General features: G+C 37.5%; 28 protein-coding genes, 2 tRNA genes and 1 other annotated feature. Of the genes, 1 reads left to right on the forward strand and 29 read right to left on the reverse strand.

Annotation, left to right across the window (positions count from 1 at the left end; translation table 11 throughout):
• Positions 1-8: 8 nt before the first annotated feature.
• The 16 genes from ACFOZ1_RS07935 to ACFOZ1_RS08010 form a co-directional block, all read right to left on the reverse strand.
• Positions 9-743 (reverse strand): OmpH/Skp family outer membrane protein, encoded by a 735-nt coding sequence (locus ACFOZ1_RS07935; RefSeq protein WP_390198183.1) that lies wholly within the window; start codon positions 741-743, stop codon positions 9-11.
• Between the two features lie 48 nt (positions 744-791).
• Positions 792-1,223 carry a hypothetical protein gene (locus ACFOZ1_RS07940; RefSeq protein WP_390198186.1) on the reverse strand — a complete coding sequence of 144 codons (432 nt, stop codon included), beginning with the start codon at positions 1,221-1,223 and terminating at the stop codon, positions 792-794.
• Positions 1,224-1,241: 18 nt separating this feature from the next.
• Positions 1,242-1,586, reverse strand: coding sequence for a hypothetical protein (locus tag ACFOZ1_RS07945; RefSeq protein ID WP_390198188.1), 345 nt, complete (start codon positions 1,584-1,586; stop codon positions 1,242-1,244).
• 16 nt (positions 1,587-1,602) lie between these two features.
• The gene (locus ACFOZ1_RS07950) at positions 1,603-1,791 is read right to left on the reverse strand and encodes a hypothetical protein (RefSeq protein ID WP_390198191.1); all 189 of its coding nucleotides are present in this window, start codon (positions 1,789-1,791) and stop codon (positions 1,603-1,605) included.
• Positions 1,792-2,496, reverse strand: coding sequence for a hypothetical protein (locus tag ACFOZ1_RS07955; protein WP_390198192.1), 705 nt, complete (start codon positions 2,494-2,496; stop codon positions 1,792-1,794).
• 143 nt (positions 2,497-2,639) lie between these two features.
• The gene (locus ACFOZ1_RS07960) at positions 2,640-3,071 is read right to left on the reverse strand and encodes a hypothetical protein (RefSeq protein ID WP_390198194.1); all 432 of its coding nucleotides are present in this window, start codon (positions 3,069-3,071) and stop codon (positions 2,640-2,642) included.
• The gene (locus ACFOZ1_RS07965) at positions 3,068-3,223 is read right to left on the reverse strand and encodes a hypothetical protein (protein WP_390198197.1); all 156 of its coding nucleotides are present in this window, start codon (positions 3,221-3,223) and stop codon (positions 3,068-3,070) included. The genes ACFOZ1_RS07960 and ACFOZ1_RS07965 overlap by 4 nt, the downstream gene beginning before the upstream one ends.
• Entirely contained in the window at positions 3,213-3,416 is a 204-nt protein-coding gene (locus ACFOZ1_RS07970; protein WP_390198200.1) for a hypothetical protein, read from the reverse strand. The genes ACFOZ1_RS07965 and ACFOZ1_RS07970 overlap by 11 nt, the downstream gene beginning before the upstream one ends.
• 97 nt (positions 3,417-3,513) lie before the next feature.
• A complete protein-coding gene (locus ACFOZ1_RS07975) occupies positions 3,514-4,074 on the reverse strand; it encodes an HNH endonuclease (protein WP_390198202.1) in 561 nt (186 codons plus the stop codon).
• Positions 4,075-4,114: 40 nt separating this feature from the next.
• Positions 4,115-4,276 carry a hypothetical protein gene (locus tag ACFOZ1_RS07980; RefSeq protein ID WP_390198205.1) on the reverse strand — a complete coding sequence of 54 codons (162 nt, stop codon included), beginning with the start codon at positions 4,274-4,276 and terminating at the stop codon, positions 4,115-4,117.
• Positions 4,277-4,681: 405 nt separating this feature from the next.
• Entirely contained in the window at positions 4,682-5,167 is a 486-nt protein-coding gene (locus ACFOZ1_RS07985) for a helix-turn-helix domain-containing protein (protein ID WP_390198207.1), read from the reverse strand.
• Entirely contained in the window at positions 5,164-5,391 is a 228-nt protein-coding gene (locus ACFOZ1_RS07990; RefSeq protein WP_390198209.1) for a helix-turn-helix domain-containing protein, read from the reverse strand. Before ACFOZ1_RS07990 ends, ACFOZ1_RS07985 begins: the two co-directional genes overlap by 4 nt.
• 41 nt (positions 5,392-5,432) lie before the next feature.
• A complete protein-coding gene (locus ACFOZ1_RS07995) occupies positions 5,433-5,981 on the reverse strand; it encodes a hypothetical protein (RefSeq protein ID WP_390198212.1) in 549 nt (182 codons plus the stop codon).
• On the reverse strand, positions 5,981-6,229 hold the full coding sequence (locus ACFOZ1_RS08000; protein WP_390198214.1) for a hypothetical protein: 249 nt from the start codon (positions 6,227-6,229) through the stop codon (positions 5,981-5,983). The genes ACFOZ1_RS07995 and ACFOZ1_RS08000 overlap by 1 nt, the downstream gene beginning before the upstream one ends.
• 325 nt (positions 6,230-6,554) lie before the next feature.
• The gene (locus ACFOZ1_RS08005) at positions 6,555-6,815 is read right to left on the reverse strand and encodes a hypothetical protein (RefSeq protein WP_390198216.1); all 261 of its coding nucleotides are present in this window, start codon (positions 6,813-6,815) and stop codon (positions 6,555-6,557) included.
• A 14-nt stretch (positions 6,816-6,829) separates the two neighbouring features.
• Positions 6,830-7,006 (reverse strand): hypothetical protein, encoded by a 177-nt coding sequence (locus ACFOZ1_RS08010; RefSeq protein WP_390198219.1) that lies wholly within the window; start codon positions 7,004-7,006, stop codon positions 6,830-6,832.
• 300 nt (positions 7,007-7,306) lie between these two features.
• Here ACFOZ1_RS08010 and ACFOZ1_RS08015 point away from each other — a divergent pair, with 300 nt between their 5' ends.
• On the forward strand, positions 7,307-7,537 hold the full coding sequence (locus ACFOZ1_RS08015; protein WP_390198222.1) for a helix-turn-helix domain-containing protein: 231 nt from the start codon (positions 7,307-7,309) through the stop codon (positions 7,535-7,537).
• A 20-nt stretch (positions 7,538-7,557) separates the two neighbouring features.
• Here the strand turns inward: ACFOZ1_RS08015 and ACFOZ1_RS08020 are convergent, their stop codons facing one another.
• From ACFOZ1_RS08020 to gyrA, 13 genes are all read right to left on the reverse strand, one after another.
• Entirely contained in the window at positions 7,558-7,986 is a 429-nt protein-coding gene (locus tag ACFOZ1_RS08020; RefSeq protein WP_390198225.1) for an LptM family lipoprotein, read from the reverse strand.
• 950 nt (positions 7,987-8,936) lie between these two features.
• Complete coding sequence (locus tag ACFOZ1_RS08025; protein ID WP_390198228.1) at positions 8,937-9,722, reverse strand: helix-turn-helix domain-containing protein; 786 nt, start codon at positions 9,720-9,722, stop codon at positions 8,937-8,939.
• 165 nt (positions 9,723-9,887) lie between these two features.
• A complete protein-coding gene (locus tag ACFOZ1_RS08030; protein ID WP_390198230.1) occupies positions 9,888-10,904 on the reverse strand; it encodes a tyrosine-type recombinase/integrase in 1,017 nt (338 codons plus the stop codon).
• A 147-nt stretch (positions 10,905-11,051) separates the two neighbouring features.
• A tRNA-Arg gene (locus ACFOZ1_RS08035) sits at positions 11,052-11,124 on the reverse strand.
• Positions 11,125-11,255: 131 nt separating this feature from the next.
• Positions 11,256-12,080: a pyrroline-5-carboxylate reductase gene (gene proC / locus ACFOZ1_RS08040; RefSeq protein WP_390198233.1), complete on the reverse strand. Its 825-nt coding sequence runs from the start codon at positions 12,078-12,080 to the stop codon at positions 11,256-11,258.
• A 156-nt stretch (positions 12,081-12,236) separates the two neighbouring features.
• Positions 12,237-12,329, reverse strand: a tRNA-Ser gene (locus ACFOZ1_RS08045).
• An 89-nt stretch (positions 12,330-12,418) separates the two neighbouring features.
• On the reverse strand, positions 12,419-13,693 hold the full coding sequence (gene serS / locus ACFOZ1_RS08050; protein ID WP_390198235.1) for a serine--tRNA ligase: 1,275 nt from the start codon (positions 13,691-13,693) through the stop codon (positions 12,419-12,421).
• 69 nt (positions 13,694-13,762) lie between these two features.
• Positions 13,763-13,977: a binding site (T-box leader), on the reverse strand.
• Between the two features lies 1 nt (position 13,978).
• Positions 13,979-14,578, reverse strand: a complete 600-nt coding sequence (gene pdxT / locus ACFOZ1_RS08055; RefSeq protein WP_390198238.1) for a pyridoxal 5'-phosphate synthase glutaminase subunit PdxT — start codon at positions 14,576-14,578, stop codon at positions 13,979-13,981.
• A gap of 21 nt (positions 14,579-14,599) precedes the next feature.
• A complete protein-coding gene (pdxS, locus tag ACFOZ1_RS08060; RefSeq protein ID WP_390198241.1) occupies positions 14,600-15,484 on the reverse strand; it encodes a pyridoxal 5'-phosphate synthase lyase subunit PdxS in 885 nt (294 codons plus the stop codon).
• A 148-nt stretch (positions 15,485-15,632) separates the two neighbouring features.
• A complete protein-coding gene (locus tag ACFOZ1_RS08065) occupies positions 15,633-16,970 on the reverse strand; it encodes a serine hydrolase (protein WP_390198243.1) in 1,338 nt (445 codons plus the stop codon).
• A 245-nt stretch (positions 16,971-17,215) separates the two neighbouring features.
• Complete coding sequence (guaB, locus tag ACFOZ1_RS08070; protein WP_390198245.1) at positions 17,216-18,688, reverse strand: IMP dehydrogenase; 1,473 nt, start codon at positions 18,686-18,688, stop codon at positions 17,216-17,218.
• Between the two features lie 379 nt (positions 18,689-19,067).
• The gene (locus ACFOZ1_RS08075; RefSeq protein ID WP_390198247.1) at positions 19,068-20,162 is read right to left on the reverse strand and encodes an HD-GYP domain-containing protein; all 1,095 of its coding nucleotides are present in this window, start codon (positions 20,160-20,162) and stop codon (positions 19,068-19,070) included.
• Between the two features lie 14 nt (positions 20,163-20,176).
• Positions 20,177-22,648, reverse strand: a complete 2,472-nt coding sequence (gene gyrA / locus ACFOZ1_RS08080; protein ID WP_390198249.1) for a DNA gyrase subunit A — start codon at positions 22,646-22,648, stop codon at positions 20,177-20,179.
• Positions 22,649-22,655: the final 7 nt, after the last annotated feature.

The following is a 22,655-nucleotide window of genomic DNA, read 5'->3' on the forward strand; positions in this document are numbered from 1 at the left end:
GTATCATTTTAGTAACTACGGCGCATTTTATGCCCGTTTTTAACTACGTTTAACGTTCGATATTCTTGGTTTACTGTATCGGGTATTTGTGCCGCTAACTTGCCGGCAAGTAAATCGAGATTAGATAAGTTTTGTACGGATGATAGTACGCCTTTGCCATTAATTGACGTGGTGTTATAGTTGGACGCTTTACTATCAATCGCCTGTAATACGTTGTAGATATTCGCTTGTAATGCAACCTTTTCGGAGTCCGATAAGTAATTGATAGTGTTCTCGGCTTCTGTAACTGCTTCCGCTAGTTCATGCTCATTTACGGCACTCTGTACTTTTAGAGTTAGTCTATTCGCTACTTGCTCCGCCATTTCTTTATCCGATTGTGTAACTGGTACAGTTGCTTTGGCAGCCTTGCGGTAGGCTTCCGCTTGCATTTCTTGGCGCTTTTGCGTCCAATCTGCTTGTAGTTGTTGCGTTGCTTGTTCGTATTCTTTATATGCTTTGTCTAGTTCATATTTTTTTACATCTTCCGTGTACATAGGATTGTCGCTTGCCTCAATTTTAGCTTTGGTTTTTTTATAATCGGAATGTAACTTTTTAGCTTGTTGTCGGTACTGGTCGTACTCTCCGAACGAAGTTTGAACGGCTTTGCCCGATTCAATCAACGCTTGCGCTTGCGATTGGTCCACCTCTACTACTTTGTGTTGTGCATAATCTCCAGAATTTTGTAACATGAATAAAGTTGTCATATAAAATCAATCTCCCTTTTTTTGTTTTATTTTAGTTTTTATAATCGCTTACCCGAAAAAGTTCCACACTTTTTTAGTCTTAGTGGCGTTTGGGTCTGCGTACTTACTTTCGCCTTTAATCTCTCGAGATAATTCTAGTGCTTGTCGCTCTATTTCGTCCTCTGTATCGCCTTTAACATACTGCGAATACGTATCTAGTTGGTCTAGCGTAAATCCTGCGTCAAGTAGTGCTTTACGCTTTAGTGCGTCAAAGTATTTAGCTTTGTATTCGTCTTGTTCTTCGTCGGATAGTTCGCTTTGTTCTTCGATTTCCTCCGGTTCCTCGTCCGTCGGTTGTTCGACTTCTTCCGGTTCCAATGGTTCGCCTTCGAGTTCGGCAATTCTTGCTTTTAACTGTTTAACTTCTTTTTCGTGTTTAGCTTTTTCTCGGTCTAATCGTTTTCTGACAATCTCATTTAATAGCCTCTGGGAAATTTCCATGTTATCCGCCTCCTTAAGTTAGCGTATTTTACCTTTAGCCTTTAATCGTCGTACTGCCTCACGTCCAACTTCTGATCTATCTTTTGTTTTTGGTCGTAATCTGCGTCCGTTCATTGTGCCGGGTTCGGCATACTTGCGCTTTGTTGGTGGTATATCTTGCTTTAACCTGTCTACGGACAACTTGTACTCTTGTTCCGTTTCGCCTTCGACTTTAGATAGGTATTTGCTTGCTTGTTCCTCGGAATAGCCTGCGTCCAGTAATAGTTGTCGCTTCTTATTTTCGGTAACTTCCGCTTTTTTAGCGTCAATATCCGCTTGTAGTTGCTCGTATAATTGCTTGTAGTTCGGATTTTCTTCGCTCATTATTTATCGCCCCTTTTTATAAATGGTCGCCTCTAAGCCGTTTCGCTCCGTCTTTATTACTTCGCTTACGCTTCTTTTTTTGTTCTTGTTCGTCCTCTTTCGGCTCTAATAGGCGTTTAATCCAATTCTTTCCGTCGGACATACTCTTCCGTTTGCGGTTGTCTTTCATGTTTCGCAAACTTGAGTTGCGTTTCTTTTTCGCCATCTAATTCCCACCTTTTTTGTACTTTATAGGCTCGGAAAACACTTCCGAAATACTAGATTTTCTTTTCATTGCGTCCAGCGCTAACCCTTCCGCCTCTTCAATATTTGTCACAGAACTAATTGCACCTTCTATTTTTGTATGCTCCTTGTTTAATCTGTCTTTAACGTTAGAATAATTCGCTCCTATTGCTTGAATATAGGAGACTTCATTCGCAAACAGTAGATCGTTAACATAGTCTACAAGATACTGCGCTCTATCAAACTTGTTCATAGCTTCCGGAATATAAACAGAATGAACGGCATATGTTAAACCTTCCTTTTTCTCCGTTATACCGATTCCAGTACATCCGTTATCTTCGTCCTTAATGAGAACGGCAAAGAACTTGCGCTTATTGTCTTTGTCTCGGACGACGTTTCCGAAGTCATAACGAAGTTGATATGTTTCATAGGGAAGAGTAACGCCTCTAATATCATCCTTTATCGTTAACGGTTTAACGGAATAGCCTAGCGCCTTGATAATTTGTAACGGATCATTTTCTGATCCACTTTCGACAACTTCGCCGGCTTTATTTGTTAGCGTATAACCGGAAGTAGTGACGGATAATATTCCGCCATCGAGAAATACCGGTTTATAAGTGTCGGAATAAACTAGCGATGTATTTCCGTTTCCCATTCGTGTGTGGTCGTTCATTTTTGTATATTGCAAACGGTCAGCCTCCCTCGTTATTTTAGGCTTACTAGACAAAGTAAAACGCAATCGCATATACTAGGTATCGGCTCTATAATGTACGCCTTATAAAGCCTGTTATATCAACGTTTTAGATACGTTACTTTGTCTAGTTTTAGCCTTTAATTTGCGGTTTTATGGTAGTATTTACGCTTACGTTCTTTCGCTAGATAACTGGCGCAAGAAGCACAATAGAGTTGATTCTTCGCTTTCTTTAAAAATTCCTCTTGGCAACGTCTACAAGTACCGTCATAGGTAACGGATTGTACCTTGTCACCTTGCATAATAGCGAAGTAATCCTTAAAGGTTGCGTTATCAGCTGGCAAGACGGATTGTTCAAAATATAGGCAACGTCTATTTTGGTGCGTTGGGAATCCGTCATTTAATACGGAACATTGTTCACCTGTAATAACGCAAGTTCCATCATGTTGTTGACTAGCGCAAGACTTTGATAGTTGCGTCAATCGTTGCTCAAACTGTGATACGGCTTGCTTGCGTTTATATTCCAATATTGTCATTACTTTTCCATCGTACATACATTGTTTATCGGTCATACTTCCGATTCACCGCCTTGTAAGGCTATTAATTCGGCACGGATACGCTTAATCTCCGCTAACTGCTCGACCAATATCTCGGTTGCTTGTTGGTGCGCAAGTTGTACTTCTCCTAATTGACGGCGTAACTCCTGTACATGGTCATTGCACATTGCCTTGCTCATCCGTCAGTAGTCTGTTAACTTGTTCTCGGCTGGTGTCGTACAGCTTTGCGTCGTCCATTTGCGATTGTAGGTCGTCAATTTCACATAGCGTGCGTAATAGTTCTCTAGTTGCTTCTTTTCTCTTTTGTTCTGCTTGGTGTAATCTCACTTTTAACATAGTTTCTCGATTAAATTTTTCCATTTCTCCATCTCCTTTATATTTGTAAGCGATTACAATTAATTGCAAAATAAATAAGCCTAGAATTTATCTAGGCATGTACCACCAATTTAGTATATTTTTATTGACTAACTATCTCTTGTAATTGTTCCGGTGCTTGTAACTTTAGTAACATTTCCTCATAGTTGATACGTTGTCTTAGTGCCAATCTAAATACTACTTGTTTAGTGACATGCTCGTCGCAAGATTCTTTTAAAAACTCAAGTACCGGTTTACTACCTTTTCGCTTGTTACATGTATTACATGCAGGTAATAGATTACTAAACTCATTTGTACCTCCCTGCGCAAAAGTAAGAACATGGTCGATTGTCATTTGCCCTCTTGGCACATCCTGTTCACAGTATATACACTCTCTTTCGGCTTGTATAAACGCAATATCATATATTTTTAACGTATCCTTTATAGATATTCCGTACTTTTTTTCGGCTAGTTTTCGATTGTATTTAGCTTTAGATAACGCTTTATGCGCTTTTCCTATATTTGACATTGTGTATTGTCGATTATAATTCGCTTGACAACTTCGGCAATAACTTCTCAAACTCCCTTTGTTGCGATGGTCCTTGTTAAATTCACTAACTCGCTTTACCTCATTACACTTTGTACATTGTTTTGTTTGATTCATAATATCGTCTCCTTTTCATCTCATCTCGTTTTTAATACTCTTACAAATTAAACTGCTTATTCAATTCATCAATAACCAAAAGCATTTCACGGTGTACGTGAGTGCGGTTATTCCCTTCGATTTGTGCTAGTGCAAGTAAGTATGTCGCCAGTGCTTGCTTTTCGATTGCGATAATTACATTGTCTTTTATGAGATTATCCACTCCGTTCAACTCCTCTCAACTCGTAAGTATTTATAAGGGAAATATATCCCTTCACCTATACAAAATTTGTCGCAAAGTTTAATTATCTCCTAGTCCCTCCAGCTTTTATCTCGCTTCGCCTATATAATAACGTCTTATAGCGTATATTACTTTATCCGTATAATAAGTTCTTTTCCGAAAAATAATATACGCCTATACAATCCCTTTAGGAAGTCGTTACGAACGTATGTGAGTATAAGACTTCCAGTACATGCGTTAGCATGTGCTAGATAATTCTCGGAATAATTCTCGGTATAAATATCGTTAAATAATTCTTGATATACGGTAAAGCATACGTTGATTTATTCGCTATTTTACCGTCTTTTTGACTCTGTTTTACCGGTATTAATCCTCTGTTTTACCGGTTTATATTTCTGCCTTCTGTTTTGCGATTTCCTCAATTACTTCCCTAGGAATAAATTCTCGCTCATACTCTTGTTTTTCCGCTTCCTCAATTTCTAGTAATCTACGTTCAGCTTCCGGACACTCTATGAATAATTGTTCTTTAGTCAACGGCTTTAGCGGAACATACATCTTGTTACGGCTATTCTTAATGATCAGAATTAATCCTAACCTTTCTAGTTGCCGTAAATGGTTGCGAACAGTCTTAATACTTTTACCGTACACTTTAGCAATTTGCCACTCTGTAGGGAACGCATATCCGTAATTTACGTTATAAAAATCGACTATGATTGAATACAAATGACTGTATTCCGGTTTATACCCCGGAACATGTACGTAATTAAATAGTCCAGAAGGTAGCTTCACATAAAGCGTGTCACTTGTTGCACTTGCTAACTTCGTTTTGTCGAATATTTCTCCGCTACTTTTTAATTTCATAGGTACGGTCATGTACTCACCTTCTCCGATTTATTCATACGTTCACAAAAAGCTATAAACTCCGGATTAGTTAGGTCGTATTTGCGAAGTATTCTCGCTCTAACCCTGTCCGTTACTCTTGCATAACCTACTTCAATTTTTGCGATTGTGCTTGCACCTAGTCCGACATCTTCCGCAAACCGTTCTTGACTTTGACCGCTATACAAGCGGATTAGTTTCACTTGTTCGTTTGTCATTATTTAAAACCCCCTCAATAGTACGTTCTTTGTCGCAAAGTTTAGTATTTCGGTAACTTCGGAAAGCCTCTTCGTCTATTACCTTGCCGGTTACCTTCCCCGAAAGCTAAATTATGATTACTTTGTCGTTCAATAAATCCTGCCGTTGATAACCGTTCATGCCGTGCGATATAATTCTGCATTATTTTTTCATCTCGCCAGTATGCGTATTCCAATTCGTGGATATAGTAGTCTATTTCGCGCAATTTTTCCGGCGCTGCTTTCGGCTTTCGCCCTCGTTCTTCTGCCTTCTGTAACGCTCTATGCGCTTTACGGCATGATTCGGAGCATAACTTCGCATTATTACGAGTGCTTTCGTCGTACCAGTAAAAACCGCAATAAGCGCAATTCTTAACGCGTTTGTTATCGGTAATAAACTCTAATTCTCCGTTATATAATTGCCGGATAAATATTTCTGATTGTTGAAGCGGAAGTCCTGCGACATGGTGACGGTGAAAAGCTAGTGCGCCACTTCCCGGATAACCTTCTCGAACGTCGAATGCCTCGTCCGGTACTTCGATTACTTGACGGTAAATGATGTCGAGAAGCATTAAGCGCTCACCTCCTTATTGCACCATTTCTTTCGATAATCTGAATCATTAGCGAACTTCTTCATGAAGTTAATCATGTGGCGCTTACTTGTGCTTTCTTTAAAATACCTCCTACCGATGACTTTATCCGGATTATCATTACTATGAATCCATATCAAATGCGGATATTCCGGATCGCCACCCTTATCATATTCATAATCAAAAATGTAATCTCCATAGCTTTCAAACCCTTTGTTAATAAAAAACATAAAACCTCTCCTTTTAATTTAATATTTTCAAGGGATAAAATTTTCACCCCTCTTATAGACCTACGTCAGAAAGCAAAAAATTCGGCATTTTTCCGTAAATTCTTTTCAAATACTTCTTTTTAAATAGCCTTACACTACTATCTTGTCATTTTGACGTGTTGATTCGGCACTTTTCCGAAAAATAATTCGTTTTTATGCAAAAAAGAAGCGCCCCACAAGAACGCTCCCATAAATATCTACGCAGTAATAGCACTCACACAAAAAAATACGATACCTAATACGAACAAACTTACGTACCACACGTCTACCCAACTTAATCGCTTCATTAGTGCGTACCTTCTTCTACTTCACGTTCCATTTGCGCTAACTGTTCCGGTGTAAAGTCCATTTCTTTGATTAATCGGTCAATCACTTTATCTATATTTGCATATGCCCATTGTCGAACAATCTCACGTTCCTTGTCCGCTCCTGCTTCCATTTCTGCGACTTCTTCGGGAGTACCCGCTACTCTAATTCTCAATTCTTCTTCCGTGAATTTTTCGCCTGTTTTGCTAATCCATACAATTTTATTTTTATCTTTCGCCATTATAATACGCCCCTTCAGTAATCTAATTTTTTATAACCTAGCAATCGTATTGAATCACCTTCGATAATCTTTAACGCTTCATCTTTTAACTGTTCCTCGGTTAGCTGCGACGTGCTTTTGATAAAGTAATCCTTTTGCCAACCATCAACTAATGCAGTGACTTTGTATGTGTAGTCTGCTAATGGTAACAAGTGCTTACCTCCTATTCGATTATTTTTCGTTTTATCTCTCTATAAGTCCGTTCAAATATCGGTTATATTAAATGATTCCGTAATAACTACCAGTTTCCGTACCATATTGGCGTATGGTGCTTACTAACCTCCTTATTTTTATTTAGCTGTTTGCCGGCTTGACTTCATTTTAAAGTCTTAAGTACATATTATATCGACTTTAAAATAAAGTCAATAGTGTTTATAAAATTTCTTATAAATTATGTTATAATTTTCGTAAACACAGTAGTTTTTTACAACTTTACGGAAGTGGGATAAACAATGATATTACAATGTAACCTAAAGCGAATATTAGAAGAAAGAAAACTATCAATGCGTGAATTTTCTCGACAAAGTGATATAACATTCGAGACTATCCGAAAGTTATGTGATAACAGAACGAGGCAATACGCTAAAGATACGATTGAGAAGGTCTGTACTACACTTAATATAGAAGTTAGCGACTTATTGACGTTAACTGACGAAGATAATAAAAAAGAAGACGCAACTTAATGCGTCCTCTTTAATCTACTTTATAAACTTTCTAAAGCCTTTTTGTATTCCTCATATTTTTCCTCGGGTAAATCTCCATTAATTTGCACTAATACGTTTTTATGTTTAATCGTCCAGGAAAAGAACATAGCACTTTCTTCGCCTAAGCTATCGTAATATTCCTTCATCTCGTCTAAGTCTGATTCATTTTTGTAAGTAAGGATTCTTCCTCCATTATTTTCTCCTAAAGATGGAATTAAAAATCGAATACCTTCTTCTGATTTCATTGGACCTAGTCCAAAATCATCCTTCGTCATTTCTGAAGTTTCCCCAACTTCCAATCCGGCATCCTTAAATGCAGATATTACATCATCCGTTGTTATATCTTCGTTCTCGGAAGTGTTATTTCCACAAGCTGATAATATTCCTACTGTCATAATTGCAATAAATAATAAAAGTAACTTCTTCACATTATCCCCCCTAAATCTAAAATCTTAGCAATTATATACTAAAATGGAAAATCGGTCTAGTGTACCTTGTACAAATTAATCCGTTTACGTGTCCGATTGCCTTGCGGATTATAAAAAATTCTATGAAAAAATTTTAATAGGCGACGTTACATTGACGGATACCTTTTCGAAGGTTGTCCGCTTTTTTAGATCGCGTATAGGTTGCTATTGACTTGCGGATTATAAAATTTTATAGCAAATTGTTACGTACCCGGCAGGCAGCTATAACCGCCACTCCCCCGCCCCCTTTACCGCTTTAGCCGTCCATAGTACGCAATCTGTGCGCATATGACGGACACTATACTATACATTTCGTGTATATTGTATTCGTAAATCACTTCGTATAACATTTAATATGTTAACTAGACACTATATCGAATATTGTCCGAAACATTGTCGTATCAATGGTTACGGAGTGTTTCCGATAACCTTGTCGGGTATATACGATTTACATAATATATACACCGTCTATAAATGGCGGTATATCAACGTTCTTAATCGCCTATACCTCGCTAGGTATATCGTGTATATAGCGTATATTTGCATACATTTAATCGCTTGTATGCGTGTATAGTGTCCGTTTATGGCGTACAGGTTTACGTCTGATCATTTGCGGAGTGCTGGCGACACTGACCCTGGAGTTTGACGGAGTGTGTACGTCATGAACAAGGTGTCCGGTATAATCGCAATCCATACGGCACTATATCGCTTGTACTAGCAATCCATACGGCACTATATCGCACATAGTAGCCTTATAATCGCACACACTACGGACCATTTACGGTTCATTACTCCGATAACTAACCTCGGGAAATATCGGATTATTTCCCATGTAAACGTAAATAAACGTACTATATCCGTATATTACCGTGTTTCTTCTTATGTCGCTTTACTACGGTAAAGTGTCCTGTTTACAGTACCGCCATAGCCTCCGCCATCAACTCGTCTAACTTATTAGATAACACTCCGTTAAAATAGCCGGCAAGGTTGCGGATATTCTTTTGTTTAGTTGCTTTGAACGTTTCATGTACGGCGGTTATAGCTGCAGCCATTAGTTCGGCTTGTCCTTGTCCGGAATAGTATTCGGTCTTTCTTAACGGCTTTGTGTTGCCTAAATAAACGCCATATAGACGGCTTACTGTCGATTGATTATCGTTACCTATGTACGTTGTTATGGCGTCTTTAAATGCGGTATATGGTGTTACTGAACGGCTTGTAAGATACGTATTAATAGAATTATTAATAAATTGCTTATAATGAATTGGTTGCGAAGTATTTTCGCTTTCTATCTCGTTGTGTGGCGTAACTTCCTCGGCATTATCTGCGGTGACAAGTTGCGGTGACATAGGTAATATACGGATAATGTTCACGGACTTCTTACGACTCTTACCTCGCCATAGTTTAGTTGTCGGTAACTTCTCGATTATTCCGTAACCTTCTAACACGTTCATAATACGAATGATAGTACGTTTAGATTTGCCTATGTTATCGGCTATTGTCTGATACTTGGCGAAAGATATTCCGGTTATACGGAGGCTTGAACGTCCTAAAAACAATAACGTATCTATGACCGATTCCGGCTCGTTGTGCTGGCGTAAAATATCTATGTAACTATATATAACCTCGTCCATGTCTGCGGTAGTTTTAAAGGTTGCTAACGGTTGTAATTCCGATAGATTAATAGTGTGATAGTGCATTGCGTATTCCCTCCGATTATAGTCGGAGAAACTAACCGTACATACGTTCTATTCGATAGATAGACTTGTCCAATTTTGGACTTGTAAAATTTTTCGAAAAGTCGTATAATAAACCTACGTCAATAAGTTGTATCGGGGTTTCTCCGGTACTTCTTTTTTTTTGTCTTATTTTCGATACTTACCTCGTAACCTTGCTATCGGACTAAACTCGGTATGTTTCCGTTGTATGTCCTCGGTGGTAAATTGAATATACTTCCTCGTTGTCTGTATGTCGGAATGTCCGGCTATACGTTGTAAAGAGAACACGTCCCCGCCGTTCATAATATAATCACGGCAGAACTGATGGCGTAACGAATGCGGAGATAACCTCTTATCTATTCCAGCCAAAGTTTTATAATTGTGTAACCTCTTCCGGAAACTGTTCGGCATATATCTTTCGCCAAAATTAGAAACGAATAAATATTCCGTATCAAAGTTCGTTTTAACTTCTTGAATTAATTCCATCACTAACCGTAATACTTGATTAGATAACGGTAATACTCTCGGCTTTCGATTCTTCGTCACTGTTCCCGAAAGAATAATACATCGACTTTTAAAGTCCACGTACGATATTTTCATAGCAAATAATTCTGACGATCTGATTCCGGTATCTAGCATTAAATACATGGCGACTAAATCTCGAAATTGTGCATAATACTCAACATTTGGCGTACTTAATAGCCGTTTAATTTCCTCGTTGGTTAACGGTTGAAATACGTCCTCATCCACTTTTAACAACTTGATTCCGGTTATTGGATTGCGTTCGATTATTTCCTCACGATGGAGTACGTTAAAGAACGACTTCAACATTCGTATTTTTACGTTAATCGAATATGGCGATAATCCTAGTTCGCCGGTCTTTTGATTCACTTTGTCGAATCGCAAGTAATTAATATAGTTGCGTACTAATTCCGATGTAACTTGATTAATACAGGTAACTTCCGGATATGTTTCGCCTATCCATTTCGTAAAGTACGGATATAGTACCTTATAACCGTGTAAGGTTTTCTCTCGAAGTCCCTCCGATTGTTTTTGCGAATACACGAAGTCAAACGCCTGTGATAGCGTCATGGTTACCTCGTTGCTTGCGATAGGATTAATACTTGTCCGTCGTTGTACGATTTTCTTGCCTTTTCGCAACAAAAAAAGCCTCCCTCCCGATTAGATACGTAATAAATACGTAAATAAACGAGAAGAAAGCTTCTCAAAATATCGCTATAAAACAGTGTGCTATACGTTTAGCTATCCGGTAGGCTTAACGCCTGTAACCGTTGATATATCGCTAATTAAAGGCCCTAGCAGGAATTGAACCTGCGACGCATTGTTTAGGAAACAAACGCTCTATCCACTGAGCTATAGGGCCATGTTATTTTCTCTAATCTAATTAGTATAATAATAGAAAAATGGAAAGGCAAGCAACTCGCTTCCTTTCCTTTATTTCTGTTGATGTGTTCCAGTCACTACGTTTCTTACCGGGCGCTTTCGCTTTTGGTGTTACCTTTCTATTGTCTTTCTTAATTGGTTGGATTTTTCTGTTGCTTTTTCTAAACAGGAGATTACTGCTTGTTGGAATTGGTATGCTTCTAATTCTTTCAAGCCTGCCTCTGTTGTACCACCTTTGCTTGTGATTTTTTCACGGAGTGCTTTTGGTGAATCTGGGCTTTGTGCTAACATTTCTGTGACACCTTTTAATGTTTGGACAAGTAATGCTTTGGATGTTTCTTGATCTAACCCTTTCTCTACTACGAATTGTTCCATTGCTTCTACCATATAGTAATAAAATGCTGGACCGCTACCCGCTAGTGCAGTGTATGCATCCATCTCTTCTTCTTTAATTATTGTCGTTGTCCCTACTGCTTGCATCAATTGCTCTACAAGTTGTAATTGTTCTTTCGTTGTATGCGCTCCACCAGCAATGGTTGTAGCAGATTGTCCAATCATTGCAGATGTATTTGGCATCACACGGATAACCGAATTCGAAGTTTCAAGAGCATTCTCTATAAAAGATGTAGAAATTCCTGCTAATAAAGAAATAATAATTTGGTCTTGATGAAGCATCTCTTTTATCTCATCTGTTGCCTTTTTGATATCTTTTGGTTTCATTGCGAGAATAATCAGATCACTTTGGCGAATTGCATCATGTTTATTTTGCGTTGTATGTATCTGATACTTTTGCTCCAATTCCATTAATCGCTCTTTATTGGAATGATTCGTTGCAATGATTTGCTCTCTTGGAACAATTTTATTTACACACATTCCAGAAATAATTGCCTCTGCCATGGAGCCAGCACCTAAAAATGTTATCGTCTGTTTCAGCATATCCTTCATCCTTTACGATAGAATTCTTTCTTTACTTATTAGTATAAAGGATTTAGAAATAAAAAAAAATTGTTATACGGTATGTATAGCAATTCCTCGTGTATACTGTAGGCAAAAAACAGTATCATATCTATTCAGTTCATTTTTGAAATATAATGGCGGAGGAGGAGGGATTCGAACCCCCGCGAGCCGTGAAGCCCCTGTCGGTTTTCAAGACCGATCCCTTCAGCCGAACTTGGGTACTCCTCCGTATCTAAAGACAGGTTATAATATATCAAAAAGAAGAGATATTGTCAAGAAGAAGAGGATAAGCTTTAATCACTTATCCTCTACATTACTTATCCTATAACCGTTTTCCCACCCATATATGGTACTAATACATCTGGTACTTTTACTGTACCGTCTTCTTGTTGGTAATTTTCAAGAATCGCTGCAACTGTTCGACCTATTGCTAGACCAGAACCATTTAATGTATGCACAAATTCAGGTTTTCCCTTTTCCTCACGGCGGAACTTAATCCCTGCACGACGAGCTTGGAAATCTTCGAAATTAGAACAAGAAGAGATTTCACGATAGGTTTCGTTACTTGGCATCCATACCTCAATGTCATATTTCTTAGCAGCCGTAAAGCCTAAATCTGCTGTACACATACTTAAAACACGATATGGCAATTGTAATAATTGAAGAACTTTTTCTGCATGTCCTGTTAATTCTTCTAATACTTGATAAGATTCTTCTGGTTTTACAAATTGTACTAGCTCTACTTTGTTAAATTGGTGTTGACGGATAAGTCCCCTTGTATCACGCCCAGCTGAACCTGCTTCAGAACGGAAACATGCACTGAATGCAGTGAACTTCTGTGGAAGGTCTTCCCCTTTTAAAATATCATCACGATAATAATTAGTAACAGGAACCTCTGCAGTTGGAACTAAGAAATAATCCCATTCCTCTAATTTGAACGCATCTTCTTCAAATTTCGGTAATTGGCCTGTTCCTGTCATGCTTTGGCGGTTTACCATATATGGTGGTAACATTTCTGTATAACCATGCTCATCTGCATGCAAATCCATCATAAAATTCATCAATGCTCTTTCTAATCTTGCGCCTAATCCTTTATAAAAAACAAATCGACTACCTGTCACTTTTGCTGCCTTCTCAAAATCAAGAATTCCTAGCTCTGTAGCAATATCCCAATGCGCTTTATATGCAAATGGAAAGTCAGGTAGTTCTCCCCATTTTCTTACTTCTACATTATCATCCTCTGTTTCGCCAATAGGTGTAGATTCATGAGGGATATTTGGAATAGATAACATTAATACTTCTAACTCTTCTTCCACTTGTTTCAGCTCTTGATCCATTGCCTTAATTTGTTCGCCGACTGTTTTCATTTCTGCTATTAAATCTCCGGCATCTTTCTTTTCTTTCTTTAATAAAGATATTTCCTTTGATACATCATTACGCTTTGCTTTTAACTGCTCTGCTTCTGCAATTAATTCTCTTCTACGTGTATCCAAATTGATAAAGTTATCTAAATCTGTTAAATCCTCTCCACGATGTTGTAACTTACTTTTTACCTCTGCTAAATTATTACGCAATACTTTCATATCTAACATATCGATTACCTCCTATAATTTATTATGAACTTAAATAGCATAGAAAAAACTCCCGCCCCTACTAATAAAAATAGGGACGAGAGTTATTCCCGCGATACCACCCTGATTGAAGACAAACGCCTTCCAGCTTGATTAGAAAATAACGGCTCTTATAACCGGATAGATGTACTGTATTTCCATCTATCACTCAAGGATGGATTCACCATGGTCTTTTATCAGTTCACACCAGCCACTGACTCTCTACAAAAAGAAACATGGTTACTAGTTCCCTTCATCGCTTTCTATTTATCCTTCATTCATCACTACATGTTGATTTGCTTCTTCAATCATTTTAATAAAATAGCCTGTTAGACGATGATCGTCTGTTAGCTCTGGATGAAAGGCACTGCATAAATAATGACCTTGTTGTGCTGCGACAATTTTGTCCTTATATGTTGCAATGACTTCAACATTTGGTCCGACTTCTACAATATATGGTGCACGAATAAAAACTGCTTCAAAGTCATCTGCTACACCTTTAATCGGAATCTCCACTTCAAATGAGTCTTTTTGGCGCCCAAATGCATTTCGTTCTACCTTCATATCTATTAAACCAAGATGTGCTTGTTCTTGTCCAACAATTTCACTTGCTAACAATATGAGTCCAGCACATGTACCGAAAATTGGTTTTCCGCTATTACCGAATTGTTTCAATGGCTCTAGAAAGTCATATTTATCAATTAAGCGTCTCATTGTTGTACTCTCACCACCAGGCAAGATTAATCCATCAATGTCATCCAATTGTTCTTTATGCTTAATAATGACACCTTCTGCACCAGAAGCTTCAATCGAACGAATATGTTCTCGAACAGCACCTTGTAATCCTAATACACCTACTCTAACCATTTGCCATTACTCCTTTTGCTCTTACCAACCGCGGTCTTGCATACGTTGTTCTGGAGCAATTGTACTAATTTCTAAACCTTTCATTGCTGTACCAATTCCTTTAGATACTTTTGCAATTAATTCATAATCTTCGTAATGTGTTGTAGCTTCTACAATCGCTCTTGCAAATTTAGCAGGATTATCTGATTTGAAAATACCTGATCCAACAAAGACACCATCTGCTCCTAATTGCATCATTAGTGCAGCATCAGCTGGTGTTGCAATACCACCTGCAGCGAAGTTAACTACTGGTAAGCGTCCGTTTTCTCTAATATCTAATAATACTTCATATGGCGCACCTAGTTCTTTTGCATATGTCATTACTTCGTCTACAGACATATTCACTAATGTACGTACTTGAGCATTTACTTCACGCATATGACGAACTGCTTCTACGATATTTCCTGTTCCTGGTTCACCTTTCGTACGAAGCATTGCTGTACCTTCACCGATACGGCGAGCAGCTTCTCCTAAGTTACGGCAACCACATACGAATGGCACTGTGTAATCTCTTTTGTTTAAGTGGAAAACTTCATCAGCTGGAGTCAATACTTCACTCTCATCAATGTAATCTACACCCATTGCTTCAAGTACACGTGCTTCAACAATGTGCCCAATACGAGCTTTTGCCATTACAGGGATAGACACTGCATTCATAACTTCTTCTACGATTGTTGGATCTGCCATACGAGCAACTCCACCTGCTGCACGGATATCTGATGGTACACGTTCCAATGCCATTACAGCAACCGCACCAGCTTCTTCAGCTATTTTTGCTTGTTCCGCATTGACAACGTCCATAATCACGCCGCCTTTTTGCATTTCTGCCATACCTCTTTTTACTCTATCTGTACCTACTTTTGACATTCTCGTTTCCTCCTAAAATATATGAATTCACACATTACTCTAACGTTATCTTAATATACTTATACATTATATAACAAAAATTCAACAAATGCCAAGTGCTTATATTGGAATTGGATGATAAATTACTTATTTGTTTTAACCAGCTATATTAAAATAGTCCTGTTACAAAGTCATCTATGGAAGAAAATACGTTTCCGAAGAAATCGCCAATTGCACGCATAGATAAAACGAACCAATTTGCTTTCTCTACAGATGTGCTTGCAACTAAGTCTACCGTTTGCTGTGATCCAATACCATTTAAATACGTATTCGGTCCTTCACCACTATAGTTTAATACAACTTCACCAATTTTCTCACCCTTTTTTATTGGTGCTGTGAGTTTCCCATCTTTATTTAGTACTTTCTCATCTAGCTTATATTCTACTGTATATAAGTCTTCTTCGCCTGTTTTAATCATTGCTGTTAAAGCATCACTTGCTTCCACTTCAACTGTTTCTTCTTTTCCTTTAGCCACTTCTAATGTAGATTGGTCTTTAATTTGGTGCCCTGCTTTAAATAGCTCTACTTGGCTAAACTGGCTAAAACCATATTCCATTAATTTCTTCGTTTCAATAAAACGTTGCTCTTTACTATTTGTCTTCATGACAACTGTAATCACACGTCTGTCTCCTTGCATCGCAGTACCTGTAAAGCAATAACCCGCTTCTGTCGTAAAGCCTGTTTTGAGACCATCCACACCTTCATAACCGAATTGTGCAAAGTTATTGTCTTCCCATGGTAACATCCAGTTTAAATTCTCTAATGGTTGGTCATCTAGTTGTGAGCGCATTTTGCTAGAGAAATCTAATACTTCAGGATAATCATTAATTAAGTGATATGCCAATAATGCAGCAGATCTTGCAGATAATAAGTTATCATCTGTAGGTTGTGTTCCTTCAGGGTAGTTCTCTCCTAAATCTTCATTAGATAATCCCGAAGCATTGACAAATTTGTACTCAGGTAATCCCATTTCTTCTGCCTTTGCATTCATCATTTTGACAAATTCGCCTTCAGAACCTGCGATTAATTCTGCTAATGCAATAGTTGTCGCATTATCTGAAATAATCGCCATTCCTTCATACAATTGACGTACAGTATATGCTTTATCTTGAATCAAACCGATACCAGAGAAGGTAGGGTTTGCTGAAATACTATAAGGATAATCGCTTATCTGTGTTGTCGTGTCCCAACTAATGTCGCCATTATTAATTGCTTCTAATACGAGGTATTCTGTCATCATTTTTGTCATACTAGCAGGAGGTAATGCTACATCTGCTTGTTTCTCAAATAAGATTTTACCTGTTTTTGCATCTACTACAATAGCAGATTCAGCACTTACATCAAAATTACTGTTCGCTTTTACTACATTTGGCTGCATAGTGAATGATGCAAGGAATAAAACCGTTATCATCATTACAACTGTTAATTTACTTACAATATGTTTCAAAACTTTAACCTCCAAGATTTTTTTACACGAAAATATTCTATCATATCTCATGCAAATAAAAAATAACTCAATATAACTATTCGTATTTCATCATTTTTATATACAAGTAGAATACATTGTGTAAGTGAGAAAAAACTTGGATTTCTCCAAGTTTTTCTAACAAGATAAGACAATATAGAGTTGGATGCTACATTATTTGGTTCAAATTAAGCATGAATCACTAAAACGTCTCTGAACTAGATAACTTATGAAACGGAATAATTTGGTGATTCCTTTGTTATTTGTACATCATGTGGATGGCTTTCTCTAAGACCTGCACCTGTCATGCGAATGAATCGTGCATCATTACGTAATGCTTCGATATCCTTCGTACCACAGTAACCCATTCCTGAACGTAATCCACCAAGTAATTGATGAATCGTATCAGCAAGTGGTCCTTTGTATGCGACACGTCCTTCAATTCCTTCTGGCACTAATTTCTTTGTTTCATCAGAATCTTGGAAATAACGGTCTTTTGATCCTGATTTCATTGATGTAATAGATCCCATACCACGATACACTTTATAGCGACGGCCTTGGTATATTTCCGTTTCACCAGGGCTTTCTGTCACACCTGCAAATAGACTACCTAACATCACTGCATGTGCGCCTGCTGCGATGGCTTTTGTAATATCACCAGAATATTTAATTCCACCATCTGCAATAACAGGAATGTTATATTTAGCTGCTTCTGTTGCACAATCATTTACCGCAGTAATTTGAGGCACACCTACACCTGCAACAACTCGAGTTGTACAAATAGAACCAGGTCCAATTCCAACTTTAATAATATTCGCACCTGCTTCAATCAATGCTTTCGTTGCTTCTTTAGTTGCAACATTCCCTGCAATAATATCTAGTTCTGGATAGGTTGCACGGACTTTCTTCACTTGTTCAAGTACACCTTGGGAATGTCCGTGCGCTGTATCAATGACAATGACATCCACACCTGCTTCGACAAGTTTTTCAATACGTAACATGGAGTCTCCTGTTACACCAACCGCAGCTCCAACAAGTAATCTACCTTGCTTGTCCTTCGCTGAGTTAGGGAATTCAATGACTTTTTCAATATCTTTAATTGTGATTAAGCCTTTTAATACATTATTGTTATCCACTAATGGTAATTTCTCGATTTTGTGTTGTTGCAAAATCTTACTTGCTTCATCAAGTGTAGTTCCAACTGGAGCTGTCACTAGATTCTCACTTGTCATTACATCTTTAATTTTAGTAGAGTAATCTTCAATAAAACGCAAATCACGATTTGTCAAAATACCTACAAGCACTTGCTCTTCTTCATTGTTTACAATAGGGACACCTGAAATACGGAATTTACCCATTAAATGCTCTGCATCGAATACTTGATGCTCCGGTAATAGGAAGAAAGGATTTGTGATAACACCACTTTCGGAACGTTTTACGCGGTCCACTTGCTCTGCTTGTTCCTCAATGGACATATTTTTGTGAATGACACCTATACCACCTTGGCGGGCCATAGAAATAGCCATTTTTGCTTCTGTTACTGTGTCCATCCCAGCACTTATAAAAGGAATATTTAATGTAATATTCTCTGATAATTTTGTTGCAACAGACACGTCCCTTGGTAATACGTTAGACTCAGCAGGAACTAATAATACATCATCAAATGTTAAACCTTCTTTTACAAATTTGTCTTCTCTCACAAATAGTCCTCCTTTATAAAATATATTAGATATAGTTGGAATGCTTTTCATCTTTAGTGAGGTGTTTTATTATTTGAAACACTTTTGATTGCTTCTATTTTTACCATGACATAATTGTCCATTATTTAGATGCCCAATGACACCATGATACAAGAGCAAACAGGGGGTGTATACATAACTATTGTTATTTACAATACGATATGTTTACGTGATTTTCAACCTTTTTTTCTTATAAAAATAACGCTTGAAATATGGATGATACTAAAATCAATAATGAAAGAGGTTACATATACTAGATAATTTTTCTAGAATATAGAAAAGAGTTCCCCTAATGATGCACACTTATTCACAAAAAGGGAAACTCTACCACTTCGTTATTCTATTTTTTACTTTCAATAATATTTTCAATGAACAATGTTGGTTTGTCTTTTAATGCAATAATCTCATCTGTTTCGATTATGCGAATGATTGGGCGAATCGGTGTCTCTGTTTTGGCATAAACAATCACAGCTTCTTGTCCATTCGACAGCAATACTTTTGTTCCTATTGCATAATTTAATAGTGTTTGAGCAAATGTTTGTAAATAGACATAATCAAATTTTGTATATGCTAATATTAACATTTGTTCGATTACTTTAAACGGGGATTGCTTTTCGCGATAATACCGTTCAGATGTCATCGCATGATATGTATCGCTAATAGCGATAATTTTGGCGAATGGGTGAATTTTGTCCTCTTTGACACCTAATGGATAGCCACTTCCATCTAAACGCTCATGATGCTGCAAAATGCTTAATTTCACTTCTTTTGTTAAACCTGATGTATGTTCTACCATACGATACGAATAAGTAGGATGCTTCTTTATCTCATCATATTCTCTTATTGATAGACTATTTTCCTTTTGCATAATAGATTGGTCTAATTTAGACATTCCACTATCAGCTAATAACCCCGCTAATCCAATTTGAATCCATTCTTTTGTATACCCTATTTTTTTTGCTAAATAGGCACTGATTAGGGAAACTGCTATACAGTGATGATAGAAATAGTCTTCTTTTGATGCATATTTATGTAACAAAAATAAATCTAATTGCATAGTATCCGTGCTTTTATAAATCGGTTCCATCAGTTTTCTAAGTTCAAAGATATTTACTTGTGCCCCACTCTGCCATTTCAAAAAAATCTTCTTAAATTCTGCCACAACATGTGTATACATTGTCTCGAAATTCTCTGTCATTTCTTGACTAGTTAACGTTTCTTTATCTACTTTTTTGCCCATCTCTTTTGGTTGGAAAGGAGTGCCTGAAGCAAGATGTTCAGACACTTCAATCTTTTCAATACCAAAATGGAGTAAGACTTCGATGTGTTTCTCTTCGATAATCGTATGATTTGGCATAATTGGATGTGTGGATTTACCTTGAACAGGTTTTAATAATATACACCCTGGCACTAATTGATTTGGATGTACCTGCATAAGAGATCACACCCCTATTCGTTATTTTCTTCCTCGCCTTGTTCCTCTTGTTCTTCTTCAGGATCGATTTTTGCAACTGTTGCCACTTTTTCTTCATCTTGTAGACGAATTAATCGAACACCTTGTGTATTACGTCCTGTTGTAGAAATACCCTCTGCTTCCATTCGAATCAATACACCGGAGATTGTCATAATCATAATATCTTCTTCTCCAGTTACCGTCTTCACAGCAATAACTCTACCTGTTTTTTCTGTTACGTTACATGTATAGATACCTTTTCCACCACGATTGGTGCGGCGGTATTCTCCTTCTACCGTACGTTTCCCGTATCCATTCTCTGTTACATTGAGAATATAGTCATTCTCATTAATAATCTCCATTGAAACAACTTCATCGCCTTCGCGTAAAGAGATCCCCTTCACACCAGCTGCAGTTCTTCCCATAGATCGTATTTGTTCTTCTTCAAAACGAATCACATAGCCATCTCTTGTTCCAATTAAGATGTCTTTTGTGCCATCTGTTAATCTTACTGAGATTAGCTCATCATCTTCTCTTAGATTTAATGCAATTAATCCACCTTTACGGATATTTGCAAATTGAGACAACGTAGTACGCTTGGATACGCCGTATTTCGTTGTAAAGAATAAGTACCAGTCTTCTTTAAACTCATTCACAGCAATAACAGCATTAATCCATTCTCCTTGCTCTACTTCTAACAAGTTAATAATCGGAATTCCTTTTGCTGTACGGTTGAATTCTGGAATCTCATACCCTTTTGATCGATATACTTTCCCTTTATTTGTAAAGAAAAGGATGGTGTCATGTGTGGAACAAGATACTAAATGTTCAACAAAGTCATCTTCGTTTGTACCCATACCTTGAATTCCTCTACCACCACGTCGTTGTGCGCGATAAGTAGATGCTGGTAATCGTTTAATATAGCCTTTATGTGTTAGAGAGATGACAATATTCTCTTCTGGAATTAAATCTTCATCTTCAATCATTTCTAATCCACCGCTAGCAATCTCTGTACGGCGTTCATCATTGTACTTTTCTTTTATTTCAATTAATTCTTCACGAATAATTTCTAAGATTTTTTCTTCATCTGCTAAGATTGCTCTTAATTCCTCAATAAGTGCCATAATCTGATTATACTCATCTTCAATCTTCTCACGTTCTAAACCTGTAAGTCGTTGCAAACGCATATCTAAAATAGCTTGTGCTTGCTTTTCAGATAATTTGAATTCATTCATTAATCCTTCGCGAGCAATCTCTGTTGTTTGGGATCCACGAATAAGTGCAATAATTGCATCAATATGGTCTAATGCGATACGTAACCCTTCTAAAATATGCGCACGTGCTTCTGCTTTATTTAAATCAAATTGTGTTCTTCTTGTAATAATTTCCTTTTGATGCTCTAAATAATACACTAAACATTGTTTTAAATTGAGGACTTTCGGTTGTCCATCAACCAATGCCAACATATTAATACCAAAAGAAGTTTGAAGAGACGTTTGTTTGTATAAATTATTTAATACGACATTTGGATTGGCATCGCGGCGCAATTCAATAACCATACGCATTCCAGTACGGTCAGATTCATCACGCAAATCTGTAATACCTTCAATGCGTTTATCACGAGCTAAATCTGCAATTTTTTCGATTAATTTTGCCTTATTTACTTGGTATGGCAATTCTGTCACAATAATTCTTGGTTTTCCATTAGACATTTCTTCAATAACTGTTTTTGAGCGAATAGTAATGGAACCTTTACCGGTTTCATATGCTCGTCTAATTCCGCTTCGTCCTAGTATTTGGCCAGCAGTAGGGAAATCAGGTCCAAAAATGTGCTCTTCCATTAATTCAGCTATCGTAATATCAGGGTTATGACTAATTGCTAAGATTGCATCAATGGTCTCGCCTAATTGGTGTGGAGGGATATTTGTTGCCATCCCTACAGCAATACCTGATGCTCCATTGACTAATAAGTTAGGAAACTTAGCTGGCAACACTTTTGGTTCTCTCTCTGAACCATCATAGTTATCTTGGTAATCAATTGTATTTTTATTAATGTCACGTAACATTTCCATCGAGATTTTTGACATTCTTGCTTCTGTATAACGCATTGCTGCAGGTGGATCCCCATCAACAGAACCGAAGTTACCATGTCCATCTACTAGCATATAACGGTAACTAAAATCTTGCGCCATTCTCACCATCGCATCATACACAGCAGAATCACCGTGCGGGTGATATTTACCAATAACGTCTCCAACAATACGTGCAGACTTCTTGTATGCTTTATCTGCATGCATACCTTGATCATTTAATGCATAAAGTATTCTACGATGAACTGGTTTCAGTCCATCTCTTACATCTGGTAATGCACGGGATACGATAACACTCATTGCATAATCTAGAAATGATGTACGCATCTCTTGCCCTATATTGACTTCTAAAACTTGTGGACGGTTGTGATCCACCATGTATATT

Source organism: Gracilibacillus marinus, from assembly GCF_042651725.1.
Classification (GTDB): domain Bacteria; phylum Bacillota; class Bacilli; order Bacillales; family Amphibacillaceae; genus Gracilibacillus; species Gracilibacillus marinus.

Bases quoted from the DNA above. Each gene is read 5' to 3' on its own strand.
- ACFOZ1_RS07960 (WP_390198194.1), bottom strand. From the start codon at position 3,071: ATGACCGATAAACAATGTATGTACGATGGAAAAGTAATGACAATATTG.
- ACFOZ1_RS08005 (WP_390198216.1), bottom strand. From the start codon at position 6,815: ATGGCGAAAGATAAAAATAAAATTGTATGGATTAGCAAAACAGGCGAA.
- pdxS (WP_390198241.1), bottom strand. From the start codon at position 15,484: ATGTCAAAAGTAGGTACAGATAGAGTAAAAAGAGGTATGGCAGAAATG.
- ACFOZ1_RS07935 (WP_390198183.1), bottom strand. From the start codon at position 743: ATGACAACTTTATTCATGTTACAAAATTCTGGAGATTATGCACAACAC.
- ACFOZ1_RS08000 (WP_390198214.1), bottom strand. From the start codon at position 6,229: ATGTTTTTTATTAACAAAGGGTTTGAAAGCTATGGAGATTACATTTTT.
- ACFOZ1_RS07970 (WP_390198200.1), bottom strand. From the start codon at position 3,416: ATGGAAAAATTTAATCGAGAAACTATGTTAAAAGTGAGATTACACCAA.
- gyrA (WP_390198249.1), bottom strand. From the start codon at position 22,648: ATGGTGGATCACAACCGTCCACAAGTTTTAGAAGTCAATATAGGGCAA.
- ACFOZ1_RS07950 (WP_390198191.1), bottom strand. From the start codon at position 1,791: ATGGCGAAAAAGAAACGCAACTCAAGTTTGCGAAACATGAAAGACAAC.
- proC (WP_390198233.1), bottom strand. From the start codon at position 12,080: ATGCTGAAACAGACGATAACATTTTTAGGTGCTGGCTCCATGGCAGAG.
- ACFOZ1_RS07995 (WP_390198212.1), bottom strand. From the start codon at position 5,981: ATGCTTCTCGACATCATTTACCGTCAAGTAATCGAAGTACCGGACGAG.
- ACFOZ1_RS08075 (WP_390198247.1), bottom strand. From the start codon at position 20,162: ATGCAGGTACATCCAAATCAATTAGTGCCAGGGTGTATATTATTAAAA.
- ACFOZ1_RS08025 (WP_390198228.1), bottom strand. From the start codon at position 9,722: ATGCACTATCACACTATTAATCTATCGGAATTACAACCGTTAGCAACC.
- ACFOZ1_RS07945 (WP_390198188.1), bottom strand. From the start codon at position 1,586: ATGAGCGAAGAAAATCCGAACTACAAGCAATTATACGAGCAACTACAA.
- ACFOZ1_RS07940 (WP_390198186.1), bottom strand. From the start codon at position 1,223: ATGGAAATTTCCCAGAGGCTATTAAATGAGATTGTCAGAAAACGATTA.
- ACFOZ1_RS07965 (WP_390198197.1), bottom strand. From the start codon at position 3,223: ATGTGCAATGACCATGTACAGGAGTTACGCCGTCAATTAGGAGAAGTA.
- serS (WP_390198235.1), bottom strand. From the start codon at position 13,693: ATGTTAGATATGAAAGTATTGCGTAATAATTTAGCAGAGGTAAAAAGT.
- ACFOZ1_RS08015 (WP_390198222.1), top strand. From the start codon at position 7,307: ATGATATTACAATGTAACCTAAAGCGAATATTAGAAGAAAGAAAACTA.
- pdxT (WP_390198238.1), bottom strand. From the start codon at position 14,578: ATGGTTAGAGTAGGTGTATTAGGATTACAAGGTGCTGTTCGAGAACAT.
- ACFOZ1_RS07985 (WP_390198207.1), bottom strand. From the start codon at position 5,167: ATGACCGTACCTATGAAATTAAAAAGTAGCGGAGAAATATTCGACAAA.
- ACFOZ1_RS07990 (WP_390198209.1), bottom strand. From the start codon at position 5,391: ATGACAAACGAACAAGTGAAACTAATCCGCTTGTATAGCGGTCAAAGT.
- ACFOZ1_RS07975 (WP_390198202.1), bottom strand. From the start codon at position 4,074: ATGAATCAAACAAAACAATGTACAAAGTGTAATGAGGTAAAGCGAGTT.